Raw genomic sequence first — 22,604 nt, forward strand, 5'->3', positions numbered from 1 at the left:
GGCGGTCATGGGGTTCATCGGTGGCGGTCCGGTGGTGGAAGAGGCGGACGCGCGCTTCTGGATTGTTCGCGAACCCCTCGTGTACCAGGGCGATACGGATCGATTCGTGGTGCCGGTGGGGTTCCGTACCGATTTCGCGTCGGTGCCGCGCGCGGTGGTCTGGCTGATCCCGCGCTATGGCGTCTACACCCGGGCCGCGATTCTGCACGACTTCCTGGTGCGCTCCAACGAGGTTAGCCGCCTCGACGCCGACGGCCTGTTCCGGCGCGCGCTGCGCGAGGCCGGGGTGTCGGTGCCGCGGCGTTGGATGATGTGGGCGGCAGTGCGTTTCGCCTCCGGATTGACGGGGGCGTCGGCGGGCGATGTGCTCCGCTTCCTGCTCGTCGCCGTGCTCTCGGTGAGCTATCTCGCGGTGCCGGTGGCCGTCGTGCTGCTCGCGCTGCTGCTGTTCTGGTTGGTGGAACTGATGTTCTGGGCGGGAGCGAGACTGGCGCGGCGCACCGCCGCGCCGCCACCAGGGCCGCAGCTGCAGGCGGACTGAGGATTTCGACTACTCGCTCTGCTCCCACGCCGCGACCGGCAGCGACAGGTAGACGCCGAAGTTCGCCAGCCCCACGGCCCGCTCGATGTCGGCGTGCAAGCCCTCGACGCGCTCCTGCCGGTTCTCCGCCCGGCTGGGGAAGAACTTGGACCGCACCTCGATCACGACGTCGAGGCCGCTGCGGTCGAACGGCCCCAGCGGGCGGAAGCGAACCTCCACGTCGCCGGGTCGCAAGTCGCCGTCGTAGGGCTCCTCCGGACACTCCACCGCGACCGAAACCGCGTGCGGCAGTGCATCACCCAGCTTGCGGAGCGTCTCCTCGGGCAGCTGCGGCGCATAGGTCACCTCGACGAGTGGCATCGCACGAGTCTACGAACCCACCCGGTCGGGAAATTCACTGGCGTCGTATGCGTTGTACCGCATACCGTGGCTCGACTTCACGAACCCGAGGGGAACCCCATGAACACCGCAGCACGGGGCGGCCGTGCCCCGGCCGCGCCACAGCAGGCTTCGTCCACGCCCGACGAACGCCCCGATCTGACCGCCTGGCGACAGCGCCATGAGCTACGCCGATCCAATGCGGCACAACCGATCCCGAGCGCCCGCCGCTACCGCCGCACCGGCAAGCACCGCAATCGCGCACAGGACTGAGCCGCTCCCGCTATTCGGCCACCTTCGTGCGCCCGGACCACTCGTACACCGGTAGCTCGCCCTCGGGCGTGGCTTCGGTGTGCGGTGTCGGTTTGAAATGTTCGTAGCCGCCCCGGTGCGAGATCTTGATCTCCAGCCCGGACGGGAGAATGTCGACGATACGTTCGGGCAGATCGCGGGGACCGCCCACCAGATACGCCTTGGGTGCGATTGCCATACGTCGAGTATCACCACCGAATCGGCCGCCCGTGGCCGAATCAGCCTGGCGGGATTGCGATTCCCCACCGCCCAGACCAGCCGGTTTGGCGTGAACGCGCCACGGCGGCCGCGCCGCACGACAGGTCAGCTGGGTGGGCGGAAGGCGGCGAATTCGTCGGTGACTCGGATCTCCGAATCGGTGAAGCGATAGACGGCGGCGGGTCGTCCGCCCGCGCGCCCGGGTGAGGCCGTCGCGCCGGTCGGGGTGATCACCTTGCGGCGGGTGAGAACTCGCTGCAGGTTCGTGGTGTCCACGTCGTAACCGAGTGCGGCACAGTAGATCTCACGCAGCGTCGACATGGTGAACCGATCCGGCGCGAGCGCGAACGCGATATTCGTGTACGACAGCTTCGCGGCCAATCGGGTGCGAGCGTGCTCGACCACCACACCATGGTCGAAAGACATGTCCGGCAAGGCGGATACCGGATGCCATCGCGTATCGGGCGGCAACTGCGGATCGGCGGTCAATGGCACCAATCCCAAGTAGGCCGAAGCGATCCGCCGATCCCCGGGAACCCGATGCGGGTCACTGAAGACCGAAAGCTGTTCCAAGTGCGTCAATTCCCGCACATCGACCTTCTCGGCGAGTTGGCGCGCGGCGGAGAAATCCAGATCCTCGTCATCGCGCAACCGCCCGCCGGGCAGCGACCACGTGCCCTTGGCCGGATCCAGCGCCCGCTCCCACAGCAGCACCGCCAACTCCGTGTGCTGCCCCGGCGGACAACGCCGCGCAATCACGTCGGCGGCGTCGGCTCCCCGTCTCGCCGTCGACCCGGCTGAACCGGGATTCGCATGTCCCTGCGCGCTTCCTCGCCTACCGGAATCGCCTGTACCAGCGCTTATAGCGTTGGGGAACCGTCGAACCTGGAACACCGCGGTGAGCGTTTCGTGGATGGTGCTACTATGGGGCACGTTTTCGATTGTAAGTCGAAAACCGGGTGTATGCGAATCGGCGAGGTTGCCAGTCGCATGAGAGAAGGAGCCATGCCATGGCTGCAATTGGTGCGACACTGACGCTCGCCGAGCGCATCGCGGACGGGCCGTCGGGTTTCGGGGGAGTCGAGGCCACGCCGGAGTGGGCACAGGAGATCAAGCGGCTGGCGCGCGAGCGCAATGCCACCATCCTGGCGCACAACTATCAGCTGCCCGAGATCCAGGACGTCGCCGACCACGTCGGTGATTCCCTCGCGCTCTCCCGCATCGCGGCCGAGGCTCCCGAGGACACCATCGTGTTCTGCGGCGTGCACTTCATGGCCGAGACCGCCAAGATCCTGAGCCCCGAGAAGACGGTGCTCATTCCGGATCAGCGCGCGGGCTGCTCCCTCGCGGACTCCATCACCGCCGACGAACTGCGCGACTGGAAGGCCGAGCACCCGGGCGCGCTGGTGGTCTCCTACGTGAACACCACCGCCGCGGTGAAGGCGCTCACCGACATCTGCTGCACCTCCTCCAACGCCGTCGACGTGGTCGCCTCCATCGACCCCGACCGCGAGGTGCTGTTCCTGCCCGACCAGTTCCTCGGCGCGCACGTCAAGCGCGTCACCGGGCGCGAGAACATGCACATCTGGATGGGCGAATGCCACGTGCACGCGGGCATCAACGGCGACGAGCTCAACGAGCAGGCCCGCACCCACCCCGACGCCGAACTCTTCGTGCACCCCGAATGCGGTTGCGCCACTTCGGCGCTGTACCTGGCGGGTGCGGGCGAGTTCCCCGCCGACCGGGTCCACATTCTCTCCACCGGCGGCATGATCGACGCCGCCAAGGCGGCCAAGTCCTCGCAGGTCCTAGTCGCCACCGAGGTGGGCATGCTGCATCAGCTGCGAAAGGCCGCCCCTGGCATCGACTTCCAGGCCGTCAACGACCGCGCGTCCTGCAAGTACATGAAGATGATCACCCCGGCCGCGCTGCTGCGCTGCCTGGTGGAGAACCGTGACGAGGTGCACGTCGACCTCGAAACCGCTGCGTTGGCTCGTAATTCGGTGCAGCGCATGATCGAGATCGGCAACCCGGGCGGCGGGGAGTGAGAATGCGCCCCCGACTCTCGGCGGGGAATTGCCCTGCCGAGGAGGGGGTGCGGGTTGGATTGGATGGGGGTGCGGTCGCGGAGGGGTGTTTGTGGTCGGAGGGGTGGGAGGAGGCCGTTGGCCTGAGCGGTCACGAATCGCGCCTGGTAGTGGGATTTCGCTGCCTGGCTGCGATTTCCGACCGTTTAGGCCAATACGCACCCACCCATAACCACCGCAGCACTCCCGCCGCACAACACCCCTCCGTGACCACACGCCACACCAGCCCGATCCTGAGCGGCGCGACGATATGCCGCCCACGCATGTCCACCGGGAAGGGAGATATCCGGTGAGTATCACGATCACATGGGAAGCCGAGGCCGATCTCGTCGTCATCGGCGGCGGGGTCGCCGGGCTGACCGCGGCTCGTACGGCCTCCCTGCGCGGACTGCGGGTGTTGACGCTCAGCAAAGGCGGCCCGACCGATACCTCGACGCAGTACGCGCAGGGCGGGATCGCCGTCGTCGCGCCGGAGGGGGATTCGGTCGAGTCGCATGTGCACGACACCGTGGTCGCGGGGGCGGGGCTGTGCGACGCCGACGCGGTGCGGTCGATCGTCGAGGGCGGGCGCGATGCCGTCGCGGCTCTGACCGACCTCGGGGCGGTCTTCGATCTCGGGCGTGACGGGCAGGTGTCGCGGACCCGGGAAGGCGGGCACAGTACGCGCCGGATCATCCACGCCGGGGGTGACGCCACCGGGGCCGAGGTGCAGCGCGCGCTCAATGCCGCCGGGCTGCCGGTGATCTTCGGGGCCGCCGCCGTCGAGATCGTCACCGGACCCACCGGTGTGCAGGGCGTGATCGCGCTGTCGGACAAGGGTTTCGGGCTCGTGCACGCACCCGCCGTGCTGCTGGCGACCGGTGGCCTCGGGCAGCTGTACGCGTGCAGCACCAATCCCGCCGGGGCCACCGCCGATGGGATCGCTCTGGCCTTGCGCGCCGGGGCGCTGGTCGCGGATCTGGAGTTCGTGCAGTTTCACCCCACCGTGCTGTTCGCTCGCGGTGGCCTCGGTCGGCGGCCGCTCATCAGCGAGGCGGTGCGCGGCGAAGGCGCGACATTGGTCGACACCCAGGGTCGCTCGATCATGGACGGGGTGCATCCGCGCGGCGACCTGGCACCGCGCGATGTGGTGTCGCGCGCCATCGCCGCCCGCATGCAGGAGCTCGGCACCGAGCACGTGTATCTCGACGCGCGCGCCATAGCCGGTTTCTCCCAACGCTTTCCGACCATCACGGCCTCCTGCCTCGCGGCCGCCATCGACCCGCAGACCGGTCTCATCCCCGTCGCCCCGGCCGCGCACTACCAGTGCGGCGGCGTGGTCACCGATCCCTCCGGGCGCACCAACGTCCCCGGCCTCTACGCGGCGGGGGAGGTGGCGCGCACCGGGCTGCACGGCGCGAACCGCCTCGCCTCCAACAGCCTCCTCGAGGGTTTGGTCGTCGGCGAACGCGCGGGCGTGGCGGCATCGGAGCGCCTCGGCGAATCGACTCGGATCACCGAGTTCGGGCCGCTGACGCTGCCCCGCGTGGACCGAACCGCTTTGCAGCACCTGATGACCGAGCACGCCTCCGTGGTCCGCGACGGCGACGGCCTGCGCGCGGGCGTGCTGCGATTGCTGCAACTGCTCTCCGAGAGCGGCACCAACACCTCGGACGTCGGCGACGGGGAGGAATCCCGTGCGGCGGCAGCTGACATGACGGGACCGAGCGGCCAGACCGACGTCCCCACCGGGCCGTCGAACCGTCCCTCCGACCCGAATGCTCGGGATCGAGGACGCACTGACGCGGCCGCATCGGATGCCGGGCGGCCGACCATTGCGGACTCGAATTCCACACCGGCACACGTACTGTCGGGGCAATCCGCCGCTCTCGCGCTCACCGATATCGAAGACGCGGCGCTGACCCTGACCGCCCGTGCCCTCTTGGTCGCCGCGGCAGCCCGCACCGAAAGCCGTGGCTGCCACACCCGTTCGGACCACCCCGAGCCCTGCGACGAACAACGCCGCAGCATCGCGGTCCGCCTCGGCGACGACGGCCGCCCGCAGCTGCTCACCGAGGGCTGGGAGGTGACCGAGGAGTGGTCTCGTACCCCCGTTCCGACAGCCCTGTGACACAAGCGTTTCGGCCTGGGCGACGGCCGATATCTCCACGGGAGCGCGGCTCCCGTTCCCTCGAGCTAGGAGTGCAGTGATGGCTCTCGATTCCGGACTCGACCGCGACGAGGTGGTCGCGCTCATTCGCACCGCCCTCGATGAGGATCTGCGGTACGGACCCGATATCACCACTGTCGCGACGGTTCCCGCCGACGCGACGGTGAAGGCGGCCGCGGTGTCGCGGCAGGTCGGTACGGTCGCCGGGCTCGATGTGGGGCTGTTGGTGCTCGACGAGGTGATCGGGGCGGGGAACTACGAGGTCACCGAGCGGGTGGCGGATGGCACCCGCGTCGCGCCGGGCGACGCGGTGCTGAGCGTCGTCGCCCCGACCCGTGGGCTGCTCACCGCCGAGCGGACCATGCTCAACCTGGTCTGCCACCTGTCCGGAATCGCCTCCGCCACCGCGGAATGGGTGGACGCGGTCGCGGGCACCGACTGCCGTATTCGCGACAGTCGCAAGACGCTGCCGGGGCTGCGGGCGCTACAGAAGTACGCGGTGCGCGTGGGCGGCGGCGTCAATCACCGCATGGGCCTCGGCGACGCCGCCCTCATCAAGGACAACCACGTGGTGGCGGCCGGATCGGTGGTCGAGGCCCTGCGCGCGGTACGCGCCCTGAACCCGACCATCGAATGCGAGGTCGAGGTCGACAGCCTGGAACAACTCGACGCCGTCCTCGCCGAGGACGTGGAACTCGTCCTGCTGGACAACTTCCCGCTCTGGGCCACCCAAGCCGCCGTCCAACGCCGCAACACCCGTTCGCCCCGCACCAAACTCGAATCCTCCGGCGGCCTCACCCTCGACGCCGCCGCCGACTACGCCCACACCGGCGTCGACTACCTCGCCGTAGGCGCCCTCACCCACTCGGTACGCGTCCTGGACCTGGGCCTCGACATGTGACACCCATCGACCAGGTGCTGGTGGCGCGTGCCTCTCGCGCGATGCCGCCACCGGTACCTGGTCGATCAGTCGGTCGTTGTGGTGAGGCCGAATTCTTGGGGGTCGAGGTGGAGGATTTGGCAGGCGTCGCGGATGGCGGATACCTCGTGTTGGTCGAAGGCGCCGTCGGCGTTGCCGATCATGATGCCGATCTGGACGACGGCGCGGGCCTCGGTGGGTTTGCCGGTGGCCTTGGCGATCTGCTGCATGACGTAGGCGCGGCCGAAGGCCGGGTCCATGGTGATGCGATTGCAGTTGTCCTCGAACAGGTTTCGCAGCTCGTCGGTCGGGAAGTGGCGCAGGATGGCGTCATTGCCGATGAGCTGCGCCACGCGCATACGCTCCTCCGGATCGATACTGCCGTCGGCCGCGGCGACCAACGCGCAGATCCCCATGGTGGCGTCGCGGAACGACCCGCCCCGCAGGTCGTTGCGCTTGGCCAACAACTGCTCCCGCCACTTCGGCGCATTGTCGAGCAGTTTGCCGATGGTGCTCGCGTTGTAGAGGATGCGGTTGAGGAAGGCCATGACACACTCCGAAATGAGAAGACCGGACCAGCACCCCCGTGCCCGGACCATGCGGCTGTACCAGCCGACCCTAACAGCGCACCGCACCCCGGGACACCCCACGAATTTGCGCGGAATAAACGGCCCCGTCACAGCGCCCCGCCCTCGAATCCCCGGCCCCCCAGCCGGATTCGCCCCGTGACCCCGATCTCGACCGCCGCGCACCCACGCGGGAGTCATCGACGGATGGCTAATCGGTGACCTTCGCGCCGTTCTGAAAAACTAGGACTCGTTGAGATCCATCGGGCCGTATACGACCGCACCGTCCTCGAGGAGCGACACCTTCGACACACCTGCGGCGCGAAGTTCCCGATGATTTTCGCCCAACCAGACCTCAGCGTCGGCCTGCGTTGTGAAAACCTCTCGCGGCAAGCTTGACGCCGTGGACCCATCGGCCGTCTCGTAACTCCACTTCCACGACATGTGTGTTCCCTTCGCTCGATGAACTTTCGTTGTGCTTCAGGCGGTCAGTTCGCGTTCCAGAGGGGTTCGGAATCGGGGGATGGGGCGGATGTCGCCGTACCAGGTTCGCAGGCGGGCGGCTTCGGCTTCTATGAGGGGGTGGGCTTCGGGGTCGACGTCTTCCAGGAGGCGGTAGGCGATGTCGCCGTCGGGGCGTTGGGCCCAGCCGCCGACTATGCGGCCGTTCCACCAGATGGTGGGGCCGACATTGCCGTTGCGGTCGAAGAGGGCGGGGGCGTGCGGGCCGAGGTACCAATCGCGGGACTGCCAGCCCATGGGGGTGGGGTCGAGGGCGGGGAGTAGGGCGGCCCAGGGGTCGGGGGTGGGGACCGGGTCGAGGTCGCCGGCGAGGACGAGGCCGGTCACGCCGTCGAGGTCCACTTCCACGGTGTCCAAGTGGTGCAGGGCCTTTCGTACCTCGCCCAGGGTCCAGCCGGTCCACCATTTGATGTCGCTCACCGGTGCGGGGCCGAAGGTGTGCAGCCACCGGCGGACCAGTTCCGCCCGCGCCTGCTCGATCGGCATCGCCGGAACCCCGTCGGGCAGCCAGGATTCGATCGGAGCCCAGGTGTACTGGCTGCTGGACCAGCTGCCATTGGGGCGGCCGCGCACGATGCGGCCCTCCGCGCCGAGCGTGACGAGCACCCACGTGGTGATATTCGTCGGCTTCGAATACGACTTGCCGGGGGCGGTGTCGACCTGCGTCCGCAGGCGCGGCACATCCTTGCTCAATTGCGCGCCGGTGGCGCTGCCGCGCGCGAGCAGTGCCTGATGCGTCTCCTCCTCGACCGAGGCCCAGAAGGTGCTCACATCCTCGTCGAGCACCCCCGCCTGTTCGAGGAAGCGCCCATAGGTTTTGCGCTGCTTGTGCGCCAACGCGTCTGCGCACGACGCCTGCAACACCGGCACCAAATCCAGCGGCGCGACGAACATGGTCCGCCGCATGGCCAACATGCGCAGCAACGTTCGATCCTCGTACAGCGCCTTCTCCACATGCCCGGGCTCGAGATCCCGACCGCGCGCCGCCACCGACAGAAACACCGTCGCCGGATCGGTCGCATGCAACACCACCATGGCCCGCGCGACAGCGGCCACGTCCTGCTCCCGCGCAGCGGGCGTGAGCAGGTGCCGAACCGCCAGCCGAGCGCGCCGCTCCGCGACATCCATCGAACGCATGCGCGAATGGTAGCGGCCCGCCACGACATTCGGCGCGCGGACGCACAGCCGCGCCATTGCCCGTCAGTCCGCGCTGACGGCGTCGACGATGTTGAGTCTGGCCGCGCGTAGGGCTGGAGGGATTGAACCGAGGAGGCTCAAAACCAGGGCGGTGGTGGCGAAGACAGGGAGCAGAGGGCCGGGGCGAGCGGTCACGTCTACGCCGAGCAGGTCGGTGGCGATGGCGGCGTAGAGGAACTGGTTCGTCAGACCGAAGATGACGCCGAGGACCGCGCCGACCACGCCGATGGCTGCCGCCTCGGCGAGGATCATGCGTAGCGCGAAGCGGCGGGTGGAGCCGACGGCGCGCAGGATGCCCAACTCGCGGCGGCGTTCCAGCAGCGCGAGCATGAGGGTGTTGAGCAAGGCCATGGCGGCGATGACGGCGGTGATCACCAGGATGGCGCGTGCCAGCGTCATGGCCTGTTCCATGGAGGAGCTGATGCCGTCGAGTGCCTCTTCGCCGGAGTAGAGGTGGACGCCGGGCCCCATCGCCTGGTGCAGTGCGGTGCGCAGCTGCGCGATATCGGTGCCGGGCGCCGCGTCGATCTGCAAGGTCGTGAATCCGGGGCGCGCGAACCACTCCCGCATGAGCGGCAGACTCATGACCACGGTCCCCGCCAGCGCGGAGAAGTACGACACCGAATCCAGGATCCGAACGCGCTTCTCACCGCTGGGCGTCTGCAGCGTCACCTCGTCCCCGACCGCCACGTCGAGGCTCTGCGCCAGCGAGCGCGACAGCACCAGCCCCTCACCCGCCAACAGCCTGCGCCCCGTCTCCGGATCGAGCGCCCGGAACATCGAGTAGTTGCTGTCCGCCTCCACCCCGTACAGCAGCGCCTTGGTGCCGCTGAACGACGCGAACGCCAACTGCCCCTCCGATATTCGCGACACCCCCGGTACGCTCGCCACCCGCTGTGCCAGATCCGGCGGCAGCAGTTCGGTGGGCGTCATATCCGCGGGTGTCGACGCCGCCCACAGATCGTTGTCCGACAGGCTCGCGAACGTATCGCGCGCCCCGCGCACGGCATCGTCATTGGCACCCGTGATGGTCACCGTCATCCCGACCGCGATGGTGACGGTCATGAGCGTGGCCCACACCCGTCGCGGCGCGCGCTCGATATTGACCCTGGCCAACACCCCCGCCGCACCGAACAGCCGCGCCGCCGCACCTGCCGCCCGCACGATCGGCCCGGTCAACAGGAAGGCCAGGGCGATCTCCGCCCCGAACGCGAAACCCAGTGCGACAGCGGAGAACATCCCCCACTGCGCCCGCACCACCAGCACCGTCGCGGCGACCAGCAGCACCACCACACCCGCCGCCAACCAGCGAATCCAGCGCGGCACCACATCGGCCCGCGACACCCCCACGGGCGCCAGCGCCTCCACCGGAGCCACCCGGTACACCTGCCGCGCCGCCACCGCCGACGCCCCCACACAGGTCAGCACCGCGGCCGTAACCGCCACGGGCACCGCGTAACTCGGCAGGATGTATTCCAGCCGCGTATCCACCATCTGGGTGATGGCGGGCGGCAGAATCCGAATGGTGAAGCGCCCCGTGGCCATTCCCAGCAGTCCGCCCAGTATGCCGCCGATCAGCCCGAGCACGGCCGCCTCGGTGAGCACATCCCGCATGATGGTCTGCTTGCGTCCGCCGAAGGCCCGCAGCATGGAGATGACCGGACGCCGTTGCGCCAGCGCCATACTCATCGTGTTGTAGACCAGGAAGGCCGACACCACGAAGGCGATGCCCGCGCCCATGGTCGCCATGAACCGCAGCATGAGCACGCCATTGCCGGTCTCCGCCGCCCGCGCCGCCGGTGCCCCGACCACCGCGCGCCCGCCCACGGCCGCGCCGACCTCCGAACGCAACTGCGCCGCATCGGTATTCGGCCGCGCCACGACGAGCAGCGAGTCGAGCTGCTCGACCCGCCCGGCGATCCGCTGGGCGAGGGGCAGCGGAGCCATCACATAGTGCCCGCCGTTGAGCCGCGCCGCCTGCGGATCGTCCAGGACACCCGCGACGGTCACCCGCACCGCGCCGAGCTGGACCGCTTCCCCTTTCGCATATCCGGTACCCGGGCCCACCAACACGCCGTTCGGCACGCTCAACAGCGCGTTCACCTGATCGGCCCGCATCGCCCCCTTCAGGTCGCTGTCCAGTGCCGCCGCGGACGGATCGGTCCCCAACAGCAGCACCCGCCCCGACCCGTCGCCGACACTGGTCCGCATCATGGGCACCGCCGCCGCCACCCCGGGCACCTTCGCCACGTCCTCGCGCACCGCTTGCGGGAATCCGGCGTCCGTTACCCCCGAAACCTCCAGTGCCGCATTGCCCGCCAACCCCGACGCCAACCGCGACACCGACCCCGTGACCGATCCGGAGATGGCGAACACCGCCACCAGAAACGCCGCCGACACCGCCACCACGGTGATCGTTGCCAAGGACCGCCCCCAATGCGCGGTGAACTCGCGAATCGTGAACAGCCGCAACCGATCCAGCAGCGCCGTCATGACCGCACCCGCCGAACCGTCGAATCGCCTCGTCTGGTTCCCCGCCTCGTATCCCGCATACCGCTCGATCCCTCCCCGTGCCGCCGCATCGCGATCTCAGGCTATGACCCCGCCCCGGCGGTGTCCATGATCAGCGAGTTCCCGCACCCCTTACGCCGCGACCGACCCGAAAAACGCGACAAATGCCCCGGCCCCATCCCGTCCCGGACGCTACGCTCGCCAAGGGGGACCATTGTCGAACGGGGAGAGGTTCGCCATGAAAGTCGTTGTGGCAGGAGCGACCGGAGCCATCGGCCGCCCACTCGTCGCCGCCCTGCGCCGATCCGGACATCTCGTCTACGCCCTCACCCGCGGCGGCCGCAGCGCCGAATCCGCCCGAGCCCGGGGTGCGACGCCGATCGTCGCCGATGTCCTCGACCGCGACAACCTGCTGCGCGCCGCCGACGGACTCACCGCCGACGCGGTCATCCACGAACTCACCGCCTACAAATACTCCCCGCCCACGCACTACCGCAGCCCCGGCCTGGTGCGCACGAACACCTTGCGCGACACCGGCAGTCGCCATCTCGTCGAATTCACCCGCGCGATCGGCGCGCGCCGCTACCTCACCCAATCCCTGCACCTCGGCTACGGCCTGCGCGACCACGGCCCCGAACCGGTCACCGAACTCGCCGACTTCGGCCGTCCGCAGGGCGATGCCGCCGACCCCTTCCTCGCCGCCCTGCGCGCCGCCGAATCCCACGCCTGGGAAGCACCCGATATCGACGGCATCGCCCTGCGCTACGGCCTGTTCTACGGCCCCGGCGCCTCCGACATGTTCACCCGCATGCTGAAACTCCGCGCGCTCCCGATGCCCGCGGGCGGTGCCGGGTACACCGGCTTCGTCCATATATCGGACGCCGCCGCGGCCACCGTCGCCGCCCTCGAGCGCGGTCGCGGCGGTCAGCCCTACAACATCGTCGACGACGAGCCCGTCACCTGGGACGCCTTCTTCGACGCTCTGGCCGAGACCATCGGGGCCCGCCGCCCGCTCCGTCTGCACCCGCGCCTGCTGCGCCTGGGCTCCCCGCTCGTCGCCGCCCAGATGCTGGATATGTCGATCCGGCTCGACAACGCCAAGGCCAAGGCCGAATTGGCGTGGAAACCCGAGTACCCGACCTACCGCGACGGTGTCCGCACCCTCGCCCCGGGCTGACGGCCACCCGGGCCCCGAAAACTCATGGCGTGCCCGCCTCGTCACCTGCTGGAATGCTCGCTCGGAACAGGTTCGGCCCGAACGGTGTTGATCGACAACGAAACCGATGAGATGGAGGCGATGATGACAACCCCGCGGGACCCGTCCTACCACTGGCTCGGCGAGGACCTCGATCTGGACGCCTACCTCGCGCGCATCGGGTTCACCGGCGACCGCGAGCCCACCCTCGACACGCTGCGCCGACTTGTCCACGCGCACACCACCACGCTGCCGTTCGAGAACCTGGAGATCATTCTCGGCCGCGGCATCCCCCTGGACCTGGAGACCATCCAGGACAAGATGATCCGACACCGCCGCGGCGGCTACTGCTACGAGAACGTCGCCCTCTTCGCCGCCGCTCTCGAGCGCCTCGGCTTCGACTTCACCGGCCTGTCCGGCCGCGTCAGCATGGGCGCGCCCAAACTGCTCGCCGCCACCCACGCCATGGTGCGCGTCGTCATCGACGGCCAGGCCTGGCTCTGCGACGTCGGCTTCGGCTCGGGCCCCCTCGAGCCCATCGAGCTGACCGCCGACCGCGGCGAATTCGCCCTCGGCGCATGGCGTTACCGCCTCGAGCGCGGCGCGACCGCCCTCGGCACCGAACAGTGGACCCTGCACCATTTCGGCCGCGACGGCTGGATCGACCGGCACACCGTCGATGTGAATCCGGCCTACCGCATCGATTACGAGGTCGGCAACCACTACGTCTCCACCTGGCCGCGCTCCCCGTTCACCACCCGGCCCTTCATCCAGCGCTTCCTGCCGGAGCTGCATCACGTCATCGACGGCACCACCTGGACCACCGAGTACCCGGACGGCACCTTCGAGGTCCGCGAACTGGAACCGGCGGAGCTGCCGAAGGTTCTCGAGGAGGCGTTCGACATCGAACTGGACGCCCCGGATGCCGCGAAACTGGCGCTGGGCGAGTGGCCCGCGCGTCGAGCGGGGTGATTCTCACCGCACCCCACCGCCGACGTTTTCCCAGCTGATAACGCCGCGATCACCCGAATGCGACGAGGATCTCAGCGAGATCTCAGTCATATCTCGCGCTGACGTCGGCGCGACGCGTGGAGCCCGCTACACTCGTGCGGGGAAACACGCGGGCAACCGCGTCGACACAGTCATTCATTCGCGCGGAGAACTTCGGAGTAGTGCCATCGAAACCGGCCAAGTGATCGCAGGGCATTACCGCCTGGTCGAACGGATTGGTAGCGGCGGCACAGGTGTCGTCTGGCGCGCCGTCGACGAGCGGCTGGAACGGTCGGTGGCGATCAAGCAGATCCTCACCCAACCGAGCTTGTCCCAGTCCGACAAGGACGTCGTCAAACAGCGCGCGGCCCGTGAGGCCCGCAATGCCGCCCGCTTCCAGCATCCCAACGCCATCGTCGTCTTCGACATCACCGAGCACGAGGGCGACCCGTGCCTGGTCATGGAGTACCTGCCGTCGCAGAGCCTGGCGGTGGTGCTCTCCTCGCAGGGCACGCTGCCGCTGCCGCAGGTGGCGCGCATCGGTGAGCAGGTGGCCTCGGCGTTGATCGCCGCGCACCGGGCGGGCATCGTGCACCGCGACGTCAAGCCCGGCAATATCCTGCTCGGCGACAACGGAGCGGTGAAGATCACCGACTTCGGCATCTCCAAGGCCAAAGGCGATGTGACTCTCACCGCGACCGGCCTCATCTCCGGCACCGCTGCCTACCTCGCCCCCGAGGTGGCCCGCGGCGCGGAGCCGACCCCGGCCGCCGACGTATTCGCCTTGGGCGCAACGCTGTTCCACGCGCTGGAGGGCGAACCGCCCTACGGCACCAACCCGAATCCGCTCGCCCTGCTCTACGCGGCGGCCAACGGCCAGCTCAGCGAACCGCGCAATGCGGGTCCCCTGGAGGATCTGCTGCGCGGACTGCTGAAGTTCGAGCCGGAGGACCGCCCGAGCATGCTCGAGGTGCGCGATCGCATGGCCGATTTCGCCGAGGTCGGCCCCGATGCGGAGGCCACCCGGGTGCTGGCCTCGCGTCGCCCGCAGCAGCGCCAGCCCGAACCCCAGCGTCAGGAAGCGCAGCGCCGCCCGGTGCCGCCGCGCCAGCCCACCCGGCCGCTGGACCGTCGCCCCTCGGCCAATGCCGATATCCCCACCGGCGCGGTCAGTGCCGCCGCGCTGTTGGAATCCACTCCGCCGCCGCGGCCCCCGGCCCAGGTCGGCCCCGCCACGCACGCCGGGATGGAGCCGCACGCCGAGGGCCAGTCCAGCCGCAAGTTCATCTGGATCGCCCTCGCGGCCGTGGTCGCCGTGGTCGCGGGCGTGGTCTTCGCCATGTCGAATTCGGGTGGCGGCGGCGAGCCGGGCGACACCGCGGGCGGACCGTCCACCTCCAAGGTGACCGGCGCGCCGCAGACCGCCCCGAAGACGCCCGCTCTGGGCCAGGCCAAGAATGTCGGCACGGTCGGCATCGGCCAGGCCGGTCGCGCGATCGAGAACTTCTACAACGCGCTGCTCGCCCAGAACTACAGCCAGGCCTGGAGCCTGCTGACGCCGGGCGCGCAGGGCGTGTACGGCAGCCAGAGCGAGTTCGAGCAGTACTGGGAAGAGAACCCGATCAACGGCTACCGCGATATCGGCGGGCAGAACAACAGCGACGGTTCCGCCGATATGCGCCTGGCGAACCTCACCTACGGCGGCAAGTCCAAGCCGTTCGAGCTGCGCGTCGTCGATGACGGCAGCGGTTCGCTCCAGATCGACAGCGACACCAAATAACGCTTCCAGCGACGGCGGCGGCACACCCGGTGGGCCGCCGCCGCTCGTGTTTCTGGCCGTTGCTGTCTATCGCCGAAGACCAACGCCTGGTTAGCCTTTCGGTATGGATACCCGGGGGATGCTCACCGACGAGCGCGTCGAACTGGTGGAACTACTGCGCTCCCTGACCGACGAGGAGTGGGAGGCCCCCTCGCTCTGCGCGGGCTGGCGCGTACGAGATGTGGTGGGGCACATGCTCACCGACGCGGTACCCCTGGGCAGCTACGTGGCGATCGCACTGCGCAGCGGAACCGTCGACCGCACCAACAATGCCCTGGTACGCAAGTCACGGTCACTGTCCACCGCGCAGCTGGTCGACAAGCTCGAGACCATGGACGGCTGGTTCACCAAATACCTGCCGCGCGTGGCGCTGTCCGACACCTTCGTGCACCAGCAGGACATCCGCCGCCCACTCGGCAAGCCCCGCAAGGAGATTCCGGCCGAGCGCATGCGCGCCGTCCTCGACCTGCCGGACCCCTTCGCCTTCCCCTTCCGCCTCATGCGCGGCCTGCGCTGGGAGGCAACCGATCTCGACTGGGCGAAGGGTTCGGGACCCGTGGTGCGCGGCCCGGGCGAAGCGCTAGCCCTGGCCATGGTCGGCCGCACCGGCGCCCTCGACGACCTCGACGGTGACGGCGTGCCGACCCTGCGTCAGCGTTGCCCCTGACCTCGCGCCGCCTCAGCCCCGGGCCGTCGACATGGTGTCCGCGGCCCACCCCGACAGCAGGTCCAGGGCCGTGGCGCTGGGGGAGTCCGGTTCGACGGTGTGCGCGACCAGGGCTTGGTCCGGATCGTCGGGCAGGCGCAGGGTTTCGAAGCCCAGGTCGATCTTGCCCACCACGGGATGGCGGTAGACGTAGCGCCCATGGGTCTTGTCCTTCAGTTCGTGGCGCTCCCACAGGCGGCGGAATTCCGCACTGCCCCGGCACAATTCGTCGATGAGCGCGGCGATGCCCGCGTCGTTCGGATTGCGGGCGGCGTCGAGGCGCAGGTAGGCGACCACATCGGCGGCCTTGGCGGGCCAGTCCTCGTAGAGTTCGCGCATACCCTCGTCCAGAAAGACCAGGCGGGCGAGATTGCGTTCCCGCGGTGGGAGCGCGCCGAAATCGGTGATGAGGGCGGCGGCCAGGCGATTCCAGCCGAGCACCGCGGTGCCGCGCCCGACGATATAGGCGGGTACGCCCGCGGCCGCGTCGAGCAGCCGCCGCAATCCGGGCCGCACCTGTTGCTCACCCGGTGTCTCGGCGCCCGACCACGGCCGGGCCAGCCGGTACAGATGGTCGCGCTCGACAGGATTCAGCCGCAGCGCCCGCGCCACGGCGTCCAGTACCGACTCCGAGAAATGCAGGGTGCGCCCCTGCTCCAGGCGCACATAGTGATCCACGCTGACCCCGGCCAGCAGCGCCAACTCCTCCCGCCGCAGCCCGGGCACCCGCCGCCGCGCGCCGTGATCGACGAGCCCCACCTCCTCGGGCCGCAGCCGGGCGCGACGGGAACGCAGGAATTCGCCGAGTTCGGTACGTCGGTCCAAGGTCATGCGGTCAGTATCCCGGGCAGCCGCGCCATCGTCCTGGTCACGTCATGCCCAGGCATATGCGGCACTGCCTACCCCGCGCGCACCCGACGACAGTGAAGCGAACAACCCGAAACCTTAGGAGCCTCACCATGTCACTGCACGTCGTCGCCGAATTCCGCGCCACCCCCGGCCACGAGGACCGCCTCCGCACCGCCCTCGAGGCCATGATCGAACCCTCGCTCGCCGAATCCGGCTGCCTCACCTACCAGCCCTTCACCAACCCGAACGACAGCACCCACATGGTGCTGGTCGAGGAATGGACCAGTGCCGCCGCCCTGGAGCAGCACTTCACCACCGCGCACTTCGATCACGTACGCGGAGTCCTCGACCGGATCCTCGCCGAACCCATGGTGATCCGCCGCCTGGTCGCCGAATGAGGGCGTCGGGCGCACTTCCGGGCGGGGACGGGCGACCGAGCCTGGTGTGGCCGAAATCCGGTGGTGGCGACCCGATAGTCTGGTAGCTGGTCACGGGCCGTTGCGGCGGTCCATCCGACCCCTCGAAGACCAGCACAGACAAGGACTACCCAGAGCGATGACAAGCCGCATCGAGCTCGCCCGCGTGGACCTGCGCGGACGTACTCCCACCACTGCCGAACTGCGCGCGGCGCTGCCGCGCGGCGGAGTGGACGTGGACTCGGTGCTGCATCATGTGCGGCCGGTCGTGGAGGACATTCGCGATCGGGGCGTCGAGGCGGCGCTGGAGTACAGCGAGAAGTTCGACGGGGTGCGGCCCGCCGGTGTGCGGGTGCCCGCGGCCGAACTCGACCGTGCCCTCGCCGAACTCGATCCGGCCGTGCGGGCCGCTCTGGAAGTCGCCATCGAACGCACCCGCAAGGTGCACAACGATCAGCGGCGCACCGACAAGACCACCGAGGTGGTGCCCGGCGGCACCGTCACCGAGCGGTGGGTGCCCGTCGAACGGGTCGGTCTGTACGTGCCGGGTGGCAATGCCGTCTACCCGTCCAGCGTCGTCATGAACGTGGTGCCCGCGCAGGCCGCCGGGGTGGACTCCCTGGTCGTCGCCTCGCCGCCGCAGGCTCAGTTCGGCGGCCTGCCGCACCCGACCATTCTCGCCGCCGCGCAACTGCTCGGCGTCGAGGAGGTCTGGGCGGTGGGCGGCGCGCAGGCCGTGGCGCTGCTGTCCTACGGCGGCACCGACACCGACGGCGGCCAGCTGGAACCGGTCGACATGATCACCGGCCCCGGCAATATCTATGTCACCGCCGCCAAGCGCCTGTGCCGCGGTCTCGTCGGCATCGACGCCGAGGCCGGGCCGACCGAGATCGCGATTCTGGCCGATGCCACCGCCGATCCGGCGCACGTGGCCGCCGACCTCATCTCGCAGGCCGAACACGATGTGCTCGCCGCCAGCGTGCTGGTGACCGACAGCGTGGCCCTGGCCGACGCCGTGGACGCCGCGCTCACCGCGCAGATGGCCGTGGTCAAGCACCACGACCGGGTCGCGGAAGCCTTGTCCGGCAAGCAGTCCGGCACCGTGCTCGTGGACGATATCGCCCAGGGCCTGCGCGTGGTGAACGCCTACGCGGCCGAACACCTGGAGATCCAGACCGCCGACGCCGCCGCCGTAGCCGCCCGGGTACGCAGTGCCGGAGCGGTTTTCGTGGGCGCGTGGTCGCCGGTCAGCCTCGGCGACTACTGCGCGGGCTCCAACCACGTGCTGCCCACCGCCGGATGTGCCCGGCACTCCTCGGGTTTGAGCGTGCAGACCTTCCTGCGCGGCATTCACGTCGTGGACTACTCGGAATCGGCGCTGAAGGACGTCGCCGGACATGTGGTGGCGCTGGCCAATGCCGAGGATCTGCCCGCGCACGGCCAAGCCGTCCAGGTGCGGTTCGGGGCGCTGTCATGAGCGTGCCCGGTGCCCGCACCACCCTCGACGAGCTGCCGCTGCGGGACAACCTGCGCGGCAAGAAGCCTTACGGCGCACCGCAATTGACGGTGCCGGTGCAGCTCAACACCAATGAGAACCCGCATCCGCCGAGCAAGGCCCTCGTCGACGATGTCGCCGAATCCATTCGCGAGGCCGCGGTCGATCTGCACCGCTACCCGGATCGCGACGCCGTCGCCCTGCGCACCGACCTCGCCGCCTACCTGACCCGGCAGACCGGTGTCGCGGTGGACGTGTCGAATGTGTGGGCGGCCAACGGCTCCAACGAGATCCTGCAACAGCTGTTGCAGGCCTTCGGCGGACCCGGCCGCAGCGCACTGGGTTTCGTGCCGTCGTACTCGATGCACCCGATCATCTCCGAGGGCATCGACACCGAGTGGATCGAGGCCAAGCGCAGCGGCGACTTCTCCCTCGACATCGACTACGCGGTGGCGGCCATTGCCGACCGCCACCCGGACGTGGTGTTCGTGACGAGCCCCAACAACCCGACGGGACACAGCATTCCGCTCGGCGACCTGGAGCGCATCCTCGCCGCGGCGCCCGGCATCGTGGTGGTGGACGAGGCGTACGGCGAGTTCTCCGCCGAGCCCAGCGCCATCACCCTCATCGACCGGTATCCGACGAAACTCGTTGTCACGCGCACCATGTCGAAGGCCTTCGCCTTCGCGGGCGGGCGGCTGGGCTACCTCGCCGCCGCACCCGCGGTCATCGACGCCCTGCTCCTCGTCCGCCTGCCCTACCACCTGTCCGTGGTGACGCAGGCGGCCGCGCGGGCGGCACTGCGCCACGCCGACGAAACCCTCGGCAGCGTCGCCGAACTCGCCGCCGAGCGGGATCGGGTGGTGGCGGCGCTGGGGGAGATGGGTTACGAAGTCGTCCCCTCCAACGCCAATTTCGTGCTGTTCGGCTACTTCGCCGACGCGCCGCGCGCCTGGCAGCACTACCTCGACGAGGGCGTGCTCATTCGCGATGTCGGCATCCCCGGCTATCTGCGCGCCACCATCGGCCTGGTCGCCGAGAACGACGAATTCCTGCGCGTCAGCCGGAAACTGGTGGCGGCGGAAGTGATCACCCGATGACCGTGCCCGGTTCGCAGCAAGCGCCCGAGTCGAAGCAGGAAGCGAGAATGGACCGAATCGCGCGGGTGGAACGCACCACCCGGGAATCCAGCATCGTCGTCGAACTCAACCTCGACGGCACCGGCAAGACCGATATCTCCACGGGCGTGCCGTTCTACGACCACATGCTCACCGCCTTCGGCCAGCACGGCAGCTTCGACCTGACCGTGCGGGCCAAGGGCGATATCGAGATCGAGGCCCACCACACGGTGGAGGACACCGCCATCGTCATCGGCCAGGCGCTCGCCCAGGCCCTCGGCGACAAGAAGGGCATCCGTCGCTTCGGCGACTCCTACATCCCCATGGACGAAACCCTCGCCCAGGCGGTGGTGGACGTCTCGGGCCGCCCCTACTGTGTGCACACCGGCGAGCCGGAACACATGCTGCACACCATCATTCCCAGTGTCGGTGCGGGAGCGTCGTATTCGACGGTCATCAACCGCCACGTCTTCGAGTCGATCGCGCTGAACGCCCGCATCGCCCTGCACGTGCGGGTGCTCTACGGCCGCGACCAGCACCACATCACCGAGGCCGAATTCAAGGCGGTGGCACGGGCCCTGCGCGCCGCCGTCGAATACGACCCGCGGGTCAGCGGCGTTCCCTCCACGAAGGGAACGCTATGAGGAAGCTGGCGCTGCTGGACTACGGCTCCGGCAATCTGCACTCCGCCGAGCGCGCCCTGGTGCGCGCGGGCGCGGAGGTCACCGTCACCGCCGATCCCGATATCGCCATGAACGCCGAGGGTCTCGTGGTACCCGGCGTCGGCGCGTACGCCGCCTGTATGGCGGGCCTGAAAGCGGTTCGCGGAGAACGCATCATCGGCAAGCGCCTCGCCGGTGGCCGCCCCGTGCTCGGCATCTGCGTGGGTATGCAGGTGCTGTTCGAACGCGGCGTCGAGCACGGTATCGAAACCGAGGGCTGCGGTGAATGGCCCGGCACCGTGCAGCGGCTGGACGCGCCCGTCCTGCCGCACATGGGCTGGAATACGGTGCGCGCACCCGAAGACAGCGTGCTCTTCGCGGGCATGGACGCCGACACCCGCTTCTACTTCGTGCACTCCTACGCGGCACAACGGTGGGAATGGGACAACAGCGACACCATCGCCCCGGCCAAGCTGACCTGGGCCGAACACGGCGCACCGTTCCTGGCTGCGGTCGAGAACGGCCCGCTCAGCGCCACCCAGTTCCACCCGGAGAAATCCGGCGACGCGGGCGCGCAACTACTGCGCAACTGGGTCCGGTCCCTGTGAGCTGAGCGAATCGAAACCCCCACCCGGCGTGGGGGTTTCGTCGTATCGGGGCGTCGAGCGTGCCAGCCGATACCGAGGTCGTCACCAGGAAGTAACGCCCGCTCACCGCCGGTCGGGGCGGGCGACGACCCAGCCGCCGAGTAGCGCGCAGACGATCAACCCGACGCCGAAGACAGTCGCGCCGGTGGGCAGGCCGACGGCGTCGCTGAGGTATCCGGCCGTGACGGGCAGCAGCCCGGCCGGGAGGTAGCCGCCGACATTGAGTGCGGCATTGGCCTCCGCGAGTCGGTGGGGCGCGATGCTGGCATTGAGCAGTGACAGTCCGCCGAGTTGACCCAGTCCCTGGCCCGCACCGGCGAGCAGGGCGGCCACGAGGAGTGCGGGTACCCAGCGCAGGTGGACCGCGAGGATCAGGGCGGCCATGGCCAGGCCGGTGGACACCGCGGACGCGATCATGATCGAGCGGCGGTCCACGGCGCGCACCGCGAACTGCACGGCCGTCGCGGTCGCGAACATGGCGAAAGCCATTGCGCCCGCGATGATCCCGCTGGTCGTGTGCAGCAGCTCGGACAACAGGCTGGGGCCCAGCGACAAGACGAACGAGGTCGCGGTGATGCCCGGAGCGAAAACGGCTATGCCCCGGACGAGTTCGCGGCGGTTCGCAACCGGAACGCGCGGAATCCGCGCCCACGCACCGGTTCCCGTGCTGGTCGGTCGGCGCACCGGCATGCGGACGACCGTCACGATCGCGGTGGCGAGCACCGCCGCGTCGACCACGAACACCGTCACCGTCGGGCCGGGCAGGGTCTCGGCGAGTACTCCCGCCAGCAGCGGGCCCACGCCCGCGCCGAAAACCATGGCGGTGGAGGCCAAGAGCGCGGCGGTGCGGGCGCGTGGGGGACCGGCGACATCGGTCACCGCCGCCATTCCCGCCGAAACAGCCGCTCCCACCGCGATTCCCGTCAACAGCCGGGCGACCATCAGCGCCGCCACGGTCGAGGCCGTCGCGAAGAGGGCGCAGGCGAGAATCGCGAGGGCCAGGGCGGGCAGCAGTACCGGCTTGCGCCCCAAGCGATCCGAGGCCACGCCGGAGACCAGCAGCGAACCGAGCAGACCCACGATGTAACTGGCGAAGATCACCGTCATGGTGCCTCGCGAGAAGCCGATCTCGCGCTGCCACACCACATACAGCGGCGTCGCCGCATTGGACAGCACGAAGATCGCGGTCACGGGCCAGGCCGCCAGCCACACCCACCAACCAGGAGCCCCGCGCTGCGCGCCGTCGAGCGCCTCCCGCCGCGTATCGAGCACCGCCACGGCACATCACCTCCATAAGTACGAAATTAGTCGAACTAGTACGACCAGA

General features: G+C 69.2%; 22 protein-coding genes. 14 read left to right on the forward strand and 8 right to left on the reverse strand.

Going from position 1 to position 22,604, the window contains the following annotated elements:
* The first annotated feature begins 7 nt into the window (after positions 1-7).
* Complete coding sequence (locus ACIBH2_RS22490; RefSeq protein WP_397120327.1) at positions 8-541, forward strand: DUF1353 domain-containing protein; 534 nt, start codon at positions 8-10, stop codon at positions 539-541.
* Between the two features lie 9 nt (positions 542-550).
* Here ACIBH2_RS22490 and ACIBH2_RS22495 read toward each other — a convergent pair whose 3' ends face one another.
* Complete coding sequence (locus tag ACIBH2_RS22495) at positions 551-901, reverse strand: hypothetical protein (protein ID WP_397120329.1); 351 nt, start codon at positions 899-901, stop codon at positions 551-553.
* 99 nt (positions 902-1,000) lie between these two features.
* On the opposite strand from ACIBH2_RS22495, the gene ACIBH2_RS22500 reads away from it, so the two are divergent.
* Entirely contained in the window at positions 1,001-1,192 is a 192-nt protein-coding gene (locus ACIBH2_RS22500; RefSeq protein WP_397120331.1) for a hypothetical protein, read from the forward strand.
* A gap of 10 nt (positions 1,193-1,202) precedes the next feature.
* Here ACIBH2_RS22500 and ACIBH2_RS22505 read toward each other — a convergent pair whose 3' ends face one another.
* Positions 1,203-1,409 (reverse strand): DUF5988 family protein, encoded by a 207-nt coding sequence (locus tag ACIBH2_RS22505; protein WP_397120333.1) that lies wholly within the window; start codon positions 1,407-1,409, stop codon positions 1,203-1,205.
* A 125-nt stretch (positions 1,410-1,534) separates the two neighbouring features.
* Positions 1,535-2,362 carry an NrtR DNA-binding winged helix domain-containing protein gene (locus ACIBH2_RS22510; protein WP_397120335.1) on the reverse strand — a complete coding sequence of 276 codons (828 nt, stop codon included), beginning with the start codon at positions 2,360-2,362 and terminating at the stop codon, positions 1,535-1,537.
* A gap of 77 nt (positions 2,363-2,439) precedes the next feature.
* Here ACIBH2_RS22510 and nadA point away from each other — a divergent pair, with 77 nt between their 5' ends.
* The 3 genes from nadA (at position 2,440) to nadC (ending at position 6,566) form a co-directional block, all read left to right on the forward strand.
* Positions 2,440-3,477: a quinolinate synthase NadA gene (gene nadA, locus ACIBH2_RS22515; RefSeq protein WP_397120337.1), complete on the forward strand. Its 1,038-nt coding sequence runs from the start codon at positions 2,440-2,442 to the stop codon at positions 3,475-3,477.
* A 289-nt stretch (positions 3,478-3,766) separates the two neighbouring features.
* The gene (locus tag ACIBH2_RS22520) at positions 3,767-5,626 is read left to right on the forward strand and encodes an L-aspartate oxidase (RefSeq protein ID WP_397120339.1); all 1,860 of its coding nucleotides are present in this window, start codon (positions 3,767-3,769) and stop codon (positions 5,624-5,626) included.
* A 79-nt stretch (positions 5,627-5,705) separates the two neighbouring features.
* Positions 5,706-6,566, forward strand: coding sequence for a carboxylating nicotinate-nucleotide diphosphorylase (gene nadC / locus ACIBH2_RS22525; protein ID WP_397120341.1), 861 nt, complete (start codon positions 5,706-5,708; stop codon positions 6,564-6,566).
* 65 nt (positions 6,567-6,631) lie between these two features.
* On the opposite strand, the gene ACIBH2_RS22530 is transcribed toward nadC, so the two are convergent.
* The 3 genes from ACIBH2_RS22530 to ACIBH2_RS22540 all read right to left on the reverse strand — a co-directional run bounded on the left by ACIBH2_RS22530 (position 6,632) and on the right by ACIBH2_RS22540 (position 11,362).
* Positions 6,632-7,132 carry a tellurite resistance TerB family protein gene (locus tag ACIBH2_RS22530; RefSeq protein WP_397120343.1) on the reverse strand — a complete coding sequence of 167 codons (501 nt, stop codon included), beginning with the start codon at positions 7,130-7,132 and terminating at the stop codon, positions 6,632-6,634.
* Between the two features lie 498 nt (positions 7,133-7,630).
* Positions 7,631-8,809 carry a winged helix DNA-binding domain-containing protein gene (locus ACIBH2_RS22535; protein WP_397120345.1) on the reverse strand — a complete coding sequence of 393 codons (1,179 nt, stop codon included), beginning with the start codon at positions 8,807-8,809 and terminating at the stop codon, positions 7,631-7,633.
* A gap of 63 nt (positions 8,810-8,872) precedes the next feature.
* Positions 8,873-11,362 (reverse strand): FtsX-like permease family protein, encoded by a 2,490-nt coding sequence (locus tag ACIBH2_RS22540; protein ID WP_397120347.1) that lies wholly within the window; start codon positions 11,360-11,362, stop codon positions 8,873-8,875.
* Positions 11,363-11,618: 256 nt separating this feature from the next.
* Between ACIBH2_RS22540 and ACIBH2_RS22545 the strand changes: the two genes are divergently transcribed.
* The 4 genes from ACIBH2_RS22545 to ACIBH2_RS22560 all read left to right on the forward strand — a co-directional run bounded on the left by ACIBH2_RS22545 (position 11,619) and on the right by ACIBH2_RS22560 (position 16,051).
* Positions 11,619-12,557, forward strand: coding sequence for an NAD-dependent epimerase/dehydratase family protein (locus tag ACIBH2_RS22545; protein WP_397120349.1), 939 nt, complete (start codon positions 11,619-11,621; stop codon positions 12,555-12,557).
* A gap of 123 nt (positions 12,558-12,680) precedes the next feature.
* The gene (locus tag ACIBH2_RS22550) at positions 12,681-13,547 is read left to right on the forward strand and encodes an arylamine N-acetyltransferase (protein WP_397120351.1); all 867 of its coding nucleotides are present in this window, start codon (positions 12,681-12,683) and stop codon (positions 13,545-13,547) included.
* A 220-nt stretch (positions 13,548-13,767) separates the two neighbouring features.
* Positions 13,768-15,345 carry a serine/threonine-protein kinase gene (locus ACIBH2_RS22555; protein ID WP_397120353.1) on the forward strand — a complete coding sequence of 526 codons (1,578 nt, stop codon included), beginning with the start codon at positions 13,768-13,770 and terminating at the stop codon, positions 15,343-15,345.
* 103 nt (positions 15,346-15,448) lie between these two features.
* Complete coding sequence (locus ACIBH2_RS22560) at positions 15,449-16,051, forward strand: maleylpyruvate isomerase family mycothiol-dependent enzyme (protein ID WP_397120355.1); 603 nt, start codon at positions 15,449-15,451, stop codon at positions 16,049-16,051.
* 12 nt (positions 16,052-16,063) lie between these two features.
* Here ACIBH2_RS22560 and ACIBH2_RS22565 read toward each other — a convergent pair whose 3' ends face one another.
* Positions 16,064-16,921, reverse strand: a complete 858-nt coding sequence (locus tag ACIBH2_RS22565; protein WP_397120357.1) for a helix-turn-helix transcriptional regulator — start codon at positions 16,919-16,921, stop codon at positions 16,064-16,066.
* Between the two features lie 128 nt (positions 16,922-17,049).
* Between ACIBH2_RS22565 and ACIBH2_RS22570 the strand changes: the two genes are divergently transcribed.
* The 5 genes from ACIBH2_RS22570 to hisH all read left to right on the forward strand — a co-directional run bounded on the left by ACIBH2_RS22570 (position 17,050) and on the right by hisH (position 21,238).
* Positions 17,050-17,337 carry a putative quinol monooxygenase gene (locus ACIBH2_RS22570; RefSeq protein ID WP_397120359.1) on the forward strand — a complete coding sequence of 96 codons (288 nt, stop codon included), beginning with the start codon at positions 17,050-17,052 and terminating at the stop codon, positions 17,335-17,337.
* Between the two features lie 157 nt (positions 17,338-17,494).
* Positions 17,495-18,832, forward strand: a complete 1,338-nt coding sequence (gene hisD, locus ACIBH2_RS22575; protein ID WP_397120361.1) for a histidinol dehydrogenase — start codon at positions 17,495-17,497, stop codon at positions 18,830-18,832.
* A complete protein-coding gene (locus tag ACIBH2_RS22580; RefSeq protein WP_397120363.1) occupies positions 18,829-19,950 on the forward strand; it encodes a histidinol-phosphate transaminase in 1,122 nt (373 codons plus the stop codon). The genes hisD and ACIBH2_RS22580 overlap by 4 nt, the downstream gene beginning before the upstream one ends.
* Before the next feature lie 47 nt (positions 19,951-19,997).
* Complete coding sequence (hisB, locus tag ACIBH2_RS22585; protein WP_397120365.1) at positions 19,998-20,612, forward strand: imidazoleglycerol-phosphate dehydratase HisB; 615 nt, start codon at positions 19,998-20,000, stop codon at positions 20,610-20,612.
* Positions 20,609-21,238 (forward strand): imidazole glycerol phosphate synthase subunit HisH, encoded by a 630-nt coding sequence (gene hisH, locus ACIBH2_RS22590; RefSeq protein WP_397120367.1) that lies wholly within the window; start codon positions 20,609-20,611, stop codon positions 21,236-21,238. The genes hisB and hisH overlap by 4 nt, the downstream gene beginning before the upstream one ends.
* 102 nt (positions 21,239-21,340) lie before the next feature.
* Here hisH and ACIBH2_RS22595 read toward each other — a convergent pair whose 3' ends face one another.
* Entirely contained in the window at positions 21,341-22,555 is a 1,215-nt protein-coding gene (locus ACIBH2_RS22595; protein ID WP_397120369.1) for an MFS transporter, read from the reverse strand.
* Between the last annotated feature and the right edge of the window lie 49 nt (positions 22,556-22,604).

The organism is Nocardia sp. NPDC050406 (genome assembly GCF_044459025.1).
Lineage (GTDB): Bacteria > Actinomycetota > Actinomycetes > Mycobacteriales > Mycobacteriaceae > Nocardia.

Coding starts and splice junctions, on each gene's coding strand:
- ACIBH2_RS22490 (WP_397120327.1), top strand. CDS start 8: ATGGGGTTCATCGGTGGCGGTCCGGTGGTGGAAGAGGCGGACGCGCGC.
- ACIBH2_RS22495 (WP_397120329.1), bottom strand. CDS start 901: ATGCCACTCGTCGAGGTGACCTATGCGCCGCAGCTGCCCGAGGAGACG.
- ACIBH2_RS22500 (WP_397120331.1), top strand. CDS start 1,001: ATGAACACCGCAGCACGGGGCGGCCGTGCCCCGGCCGCGCCACAGCAG.
- ACIBH2_RS22505 (WP_397120333.1), bottom strand. CDS start 1,409: ATGGCAATCGCACCCAAGGCGTATCTGGTGGGCGGTCCCCGCGATCTG.
- nadA (WP_397120337.1), top strand. CDS start 2,440: ATGGCTGCAATTGGTGCGACACTGACGCTCGCCGAGCGCATCGCGGAC.
- ACIBH2_RS22520 (WP_397120339.1), top strand. CDS start 3,767: ATGCCGCCCACGCATGTCCACCGGGAAGGGAGATATCCGGTGAGTATC.
- nadC (WP_397120341.1), top strand. CDS start 5,706: ATGGCTCTCGATTCCGGACTCGACCGCGACGAGGTGGTCGCGCTCATT.
- ACIBH2_RS22530 (WP_397120343.1), bottom strand. CDS start 7,132: ATGGCCTTCCTCAACCGCATCCTCTACAACGCGAGCACCATCGGCAAA.
- ACIBH2_RS22535 (WP_397120345.1), bottom strand. CDS start 8,809: ATGCGTTCGATGGATGTCGCGGAGCGGCGCGCTCGGCTGGCGGTTCGG.
- ACIBH2_RS22540 (WP_397120347.1), bottom strand. CDS start 11,362: ATGACGGCGCTGCTGGATCGGTTGCGGCTGTTCACGATTCGCGAGTTC.
- ACIBH2_RS22545 (WP_397120349.1), top strand. CDS start 11,619: ATGAAAGTCGTTGTGGCAGGAGCGACCGGAGCCATCGGCCGCCCACTC.
- ACIBH2_RS22550 (WP_397120351.1), top strand. CDS start 12,681: ATGACAACCCCGCGGGACCCGTCCTACCACTGGCTCGGCGAGGACCTC.
- ACIBH2_RS22560 (WP_397120355.1), top strand. CDS start 15,449: ATGGATACCCGGGGGATGCTCACCGACGAGCGCGTCGAACTGGTGGAA.
- ACIBH2_RS22565 (WP_397120357.1), bottom strand. CDS start 16,921: ATGACCTTGGACCGACGTACCGAACTCGGCGAATTCCTGCGTTCCCGT.
- ACIBH2_RS22570 (WP_397120359.1), top strand. CDS start 17,050: ATGTCACTGCACGTCGTCGCCGAATTCCGCGCCACCCCCGGCCACGAG.
- hisD (WP_397120361.1), top strand. CDS start 17,495: ATGACAAGCCGCATCGAGCTCGCCCGCGTGGACCTGCGCGGACGTACT.
- ACIBH2_RS22580 (WP_397120363.1), top strand. CDS start 18,829: ATGAGCGTGCCCGGTGCCCGCACCACCCTCGACGAGCTGCCGCTGCGG.
- hisB (WP_397120365.1), top strand. CDS start 19,998: ATGGACCGAATCGCGCGGGTGGAACGCACCACCCGGGAATCCAGCATC.
- hisH (WP_397120367.1), top strand. CDS start 20,609: ATGAGGAAGCTGGCGCTGCTGGACTACGGCTCCGGCAATCTGCACTCC.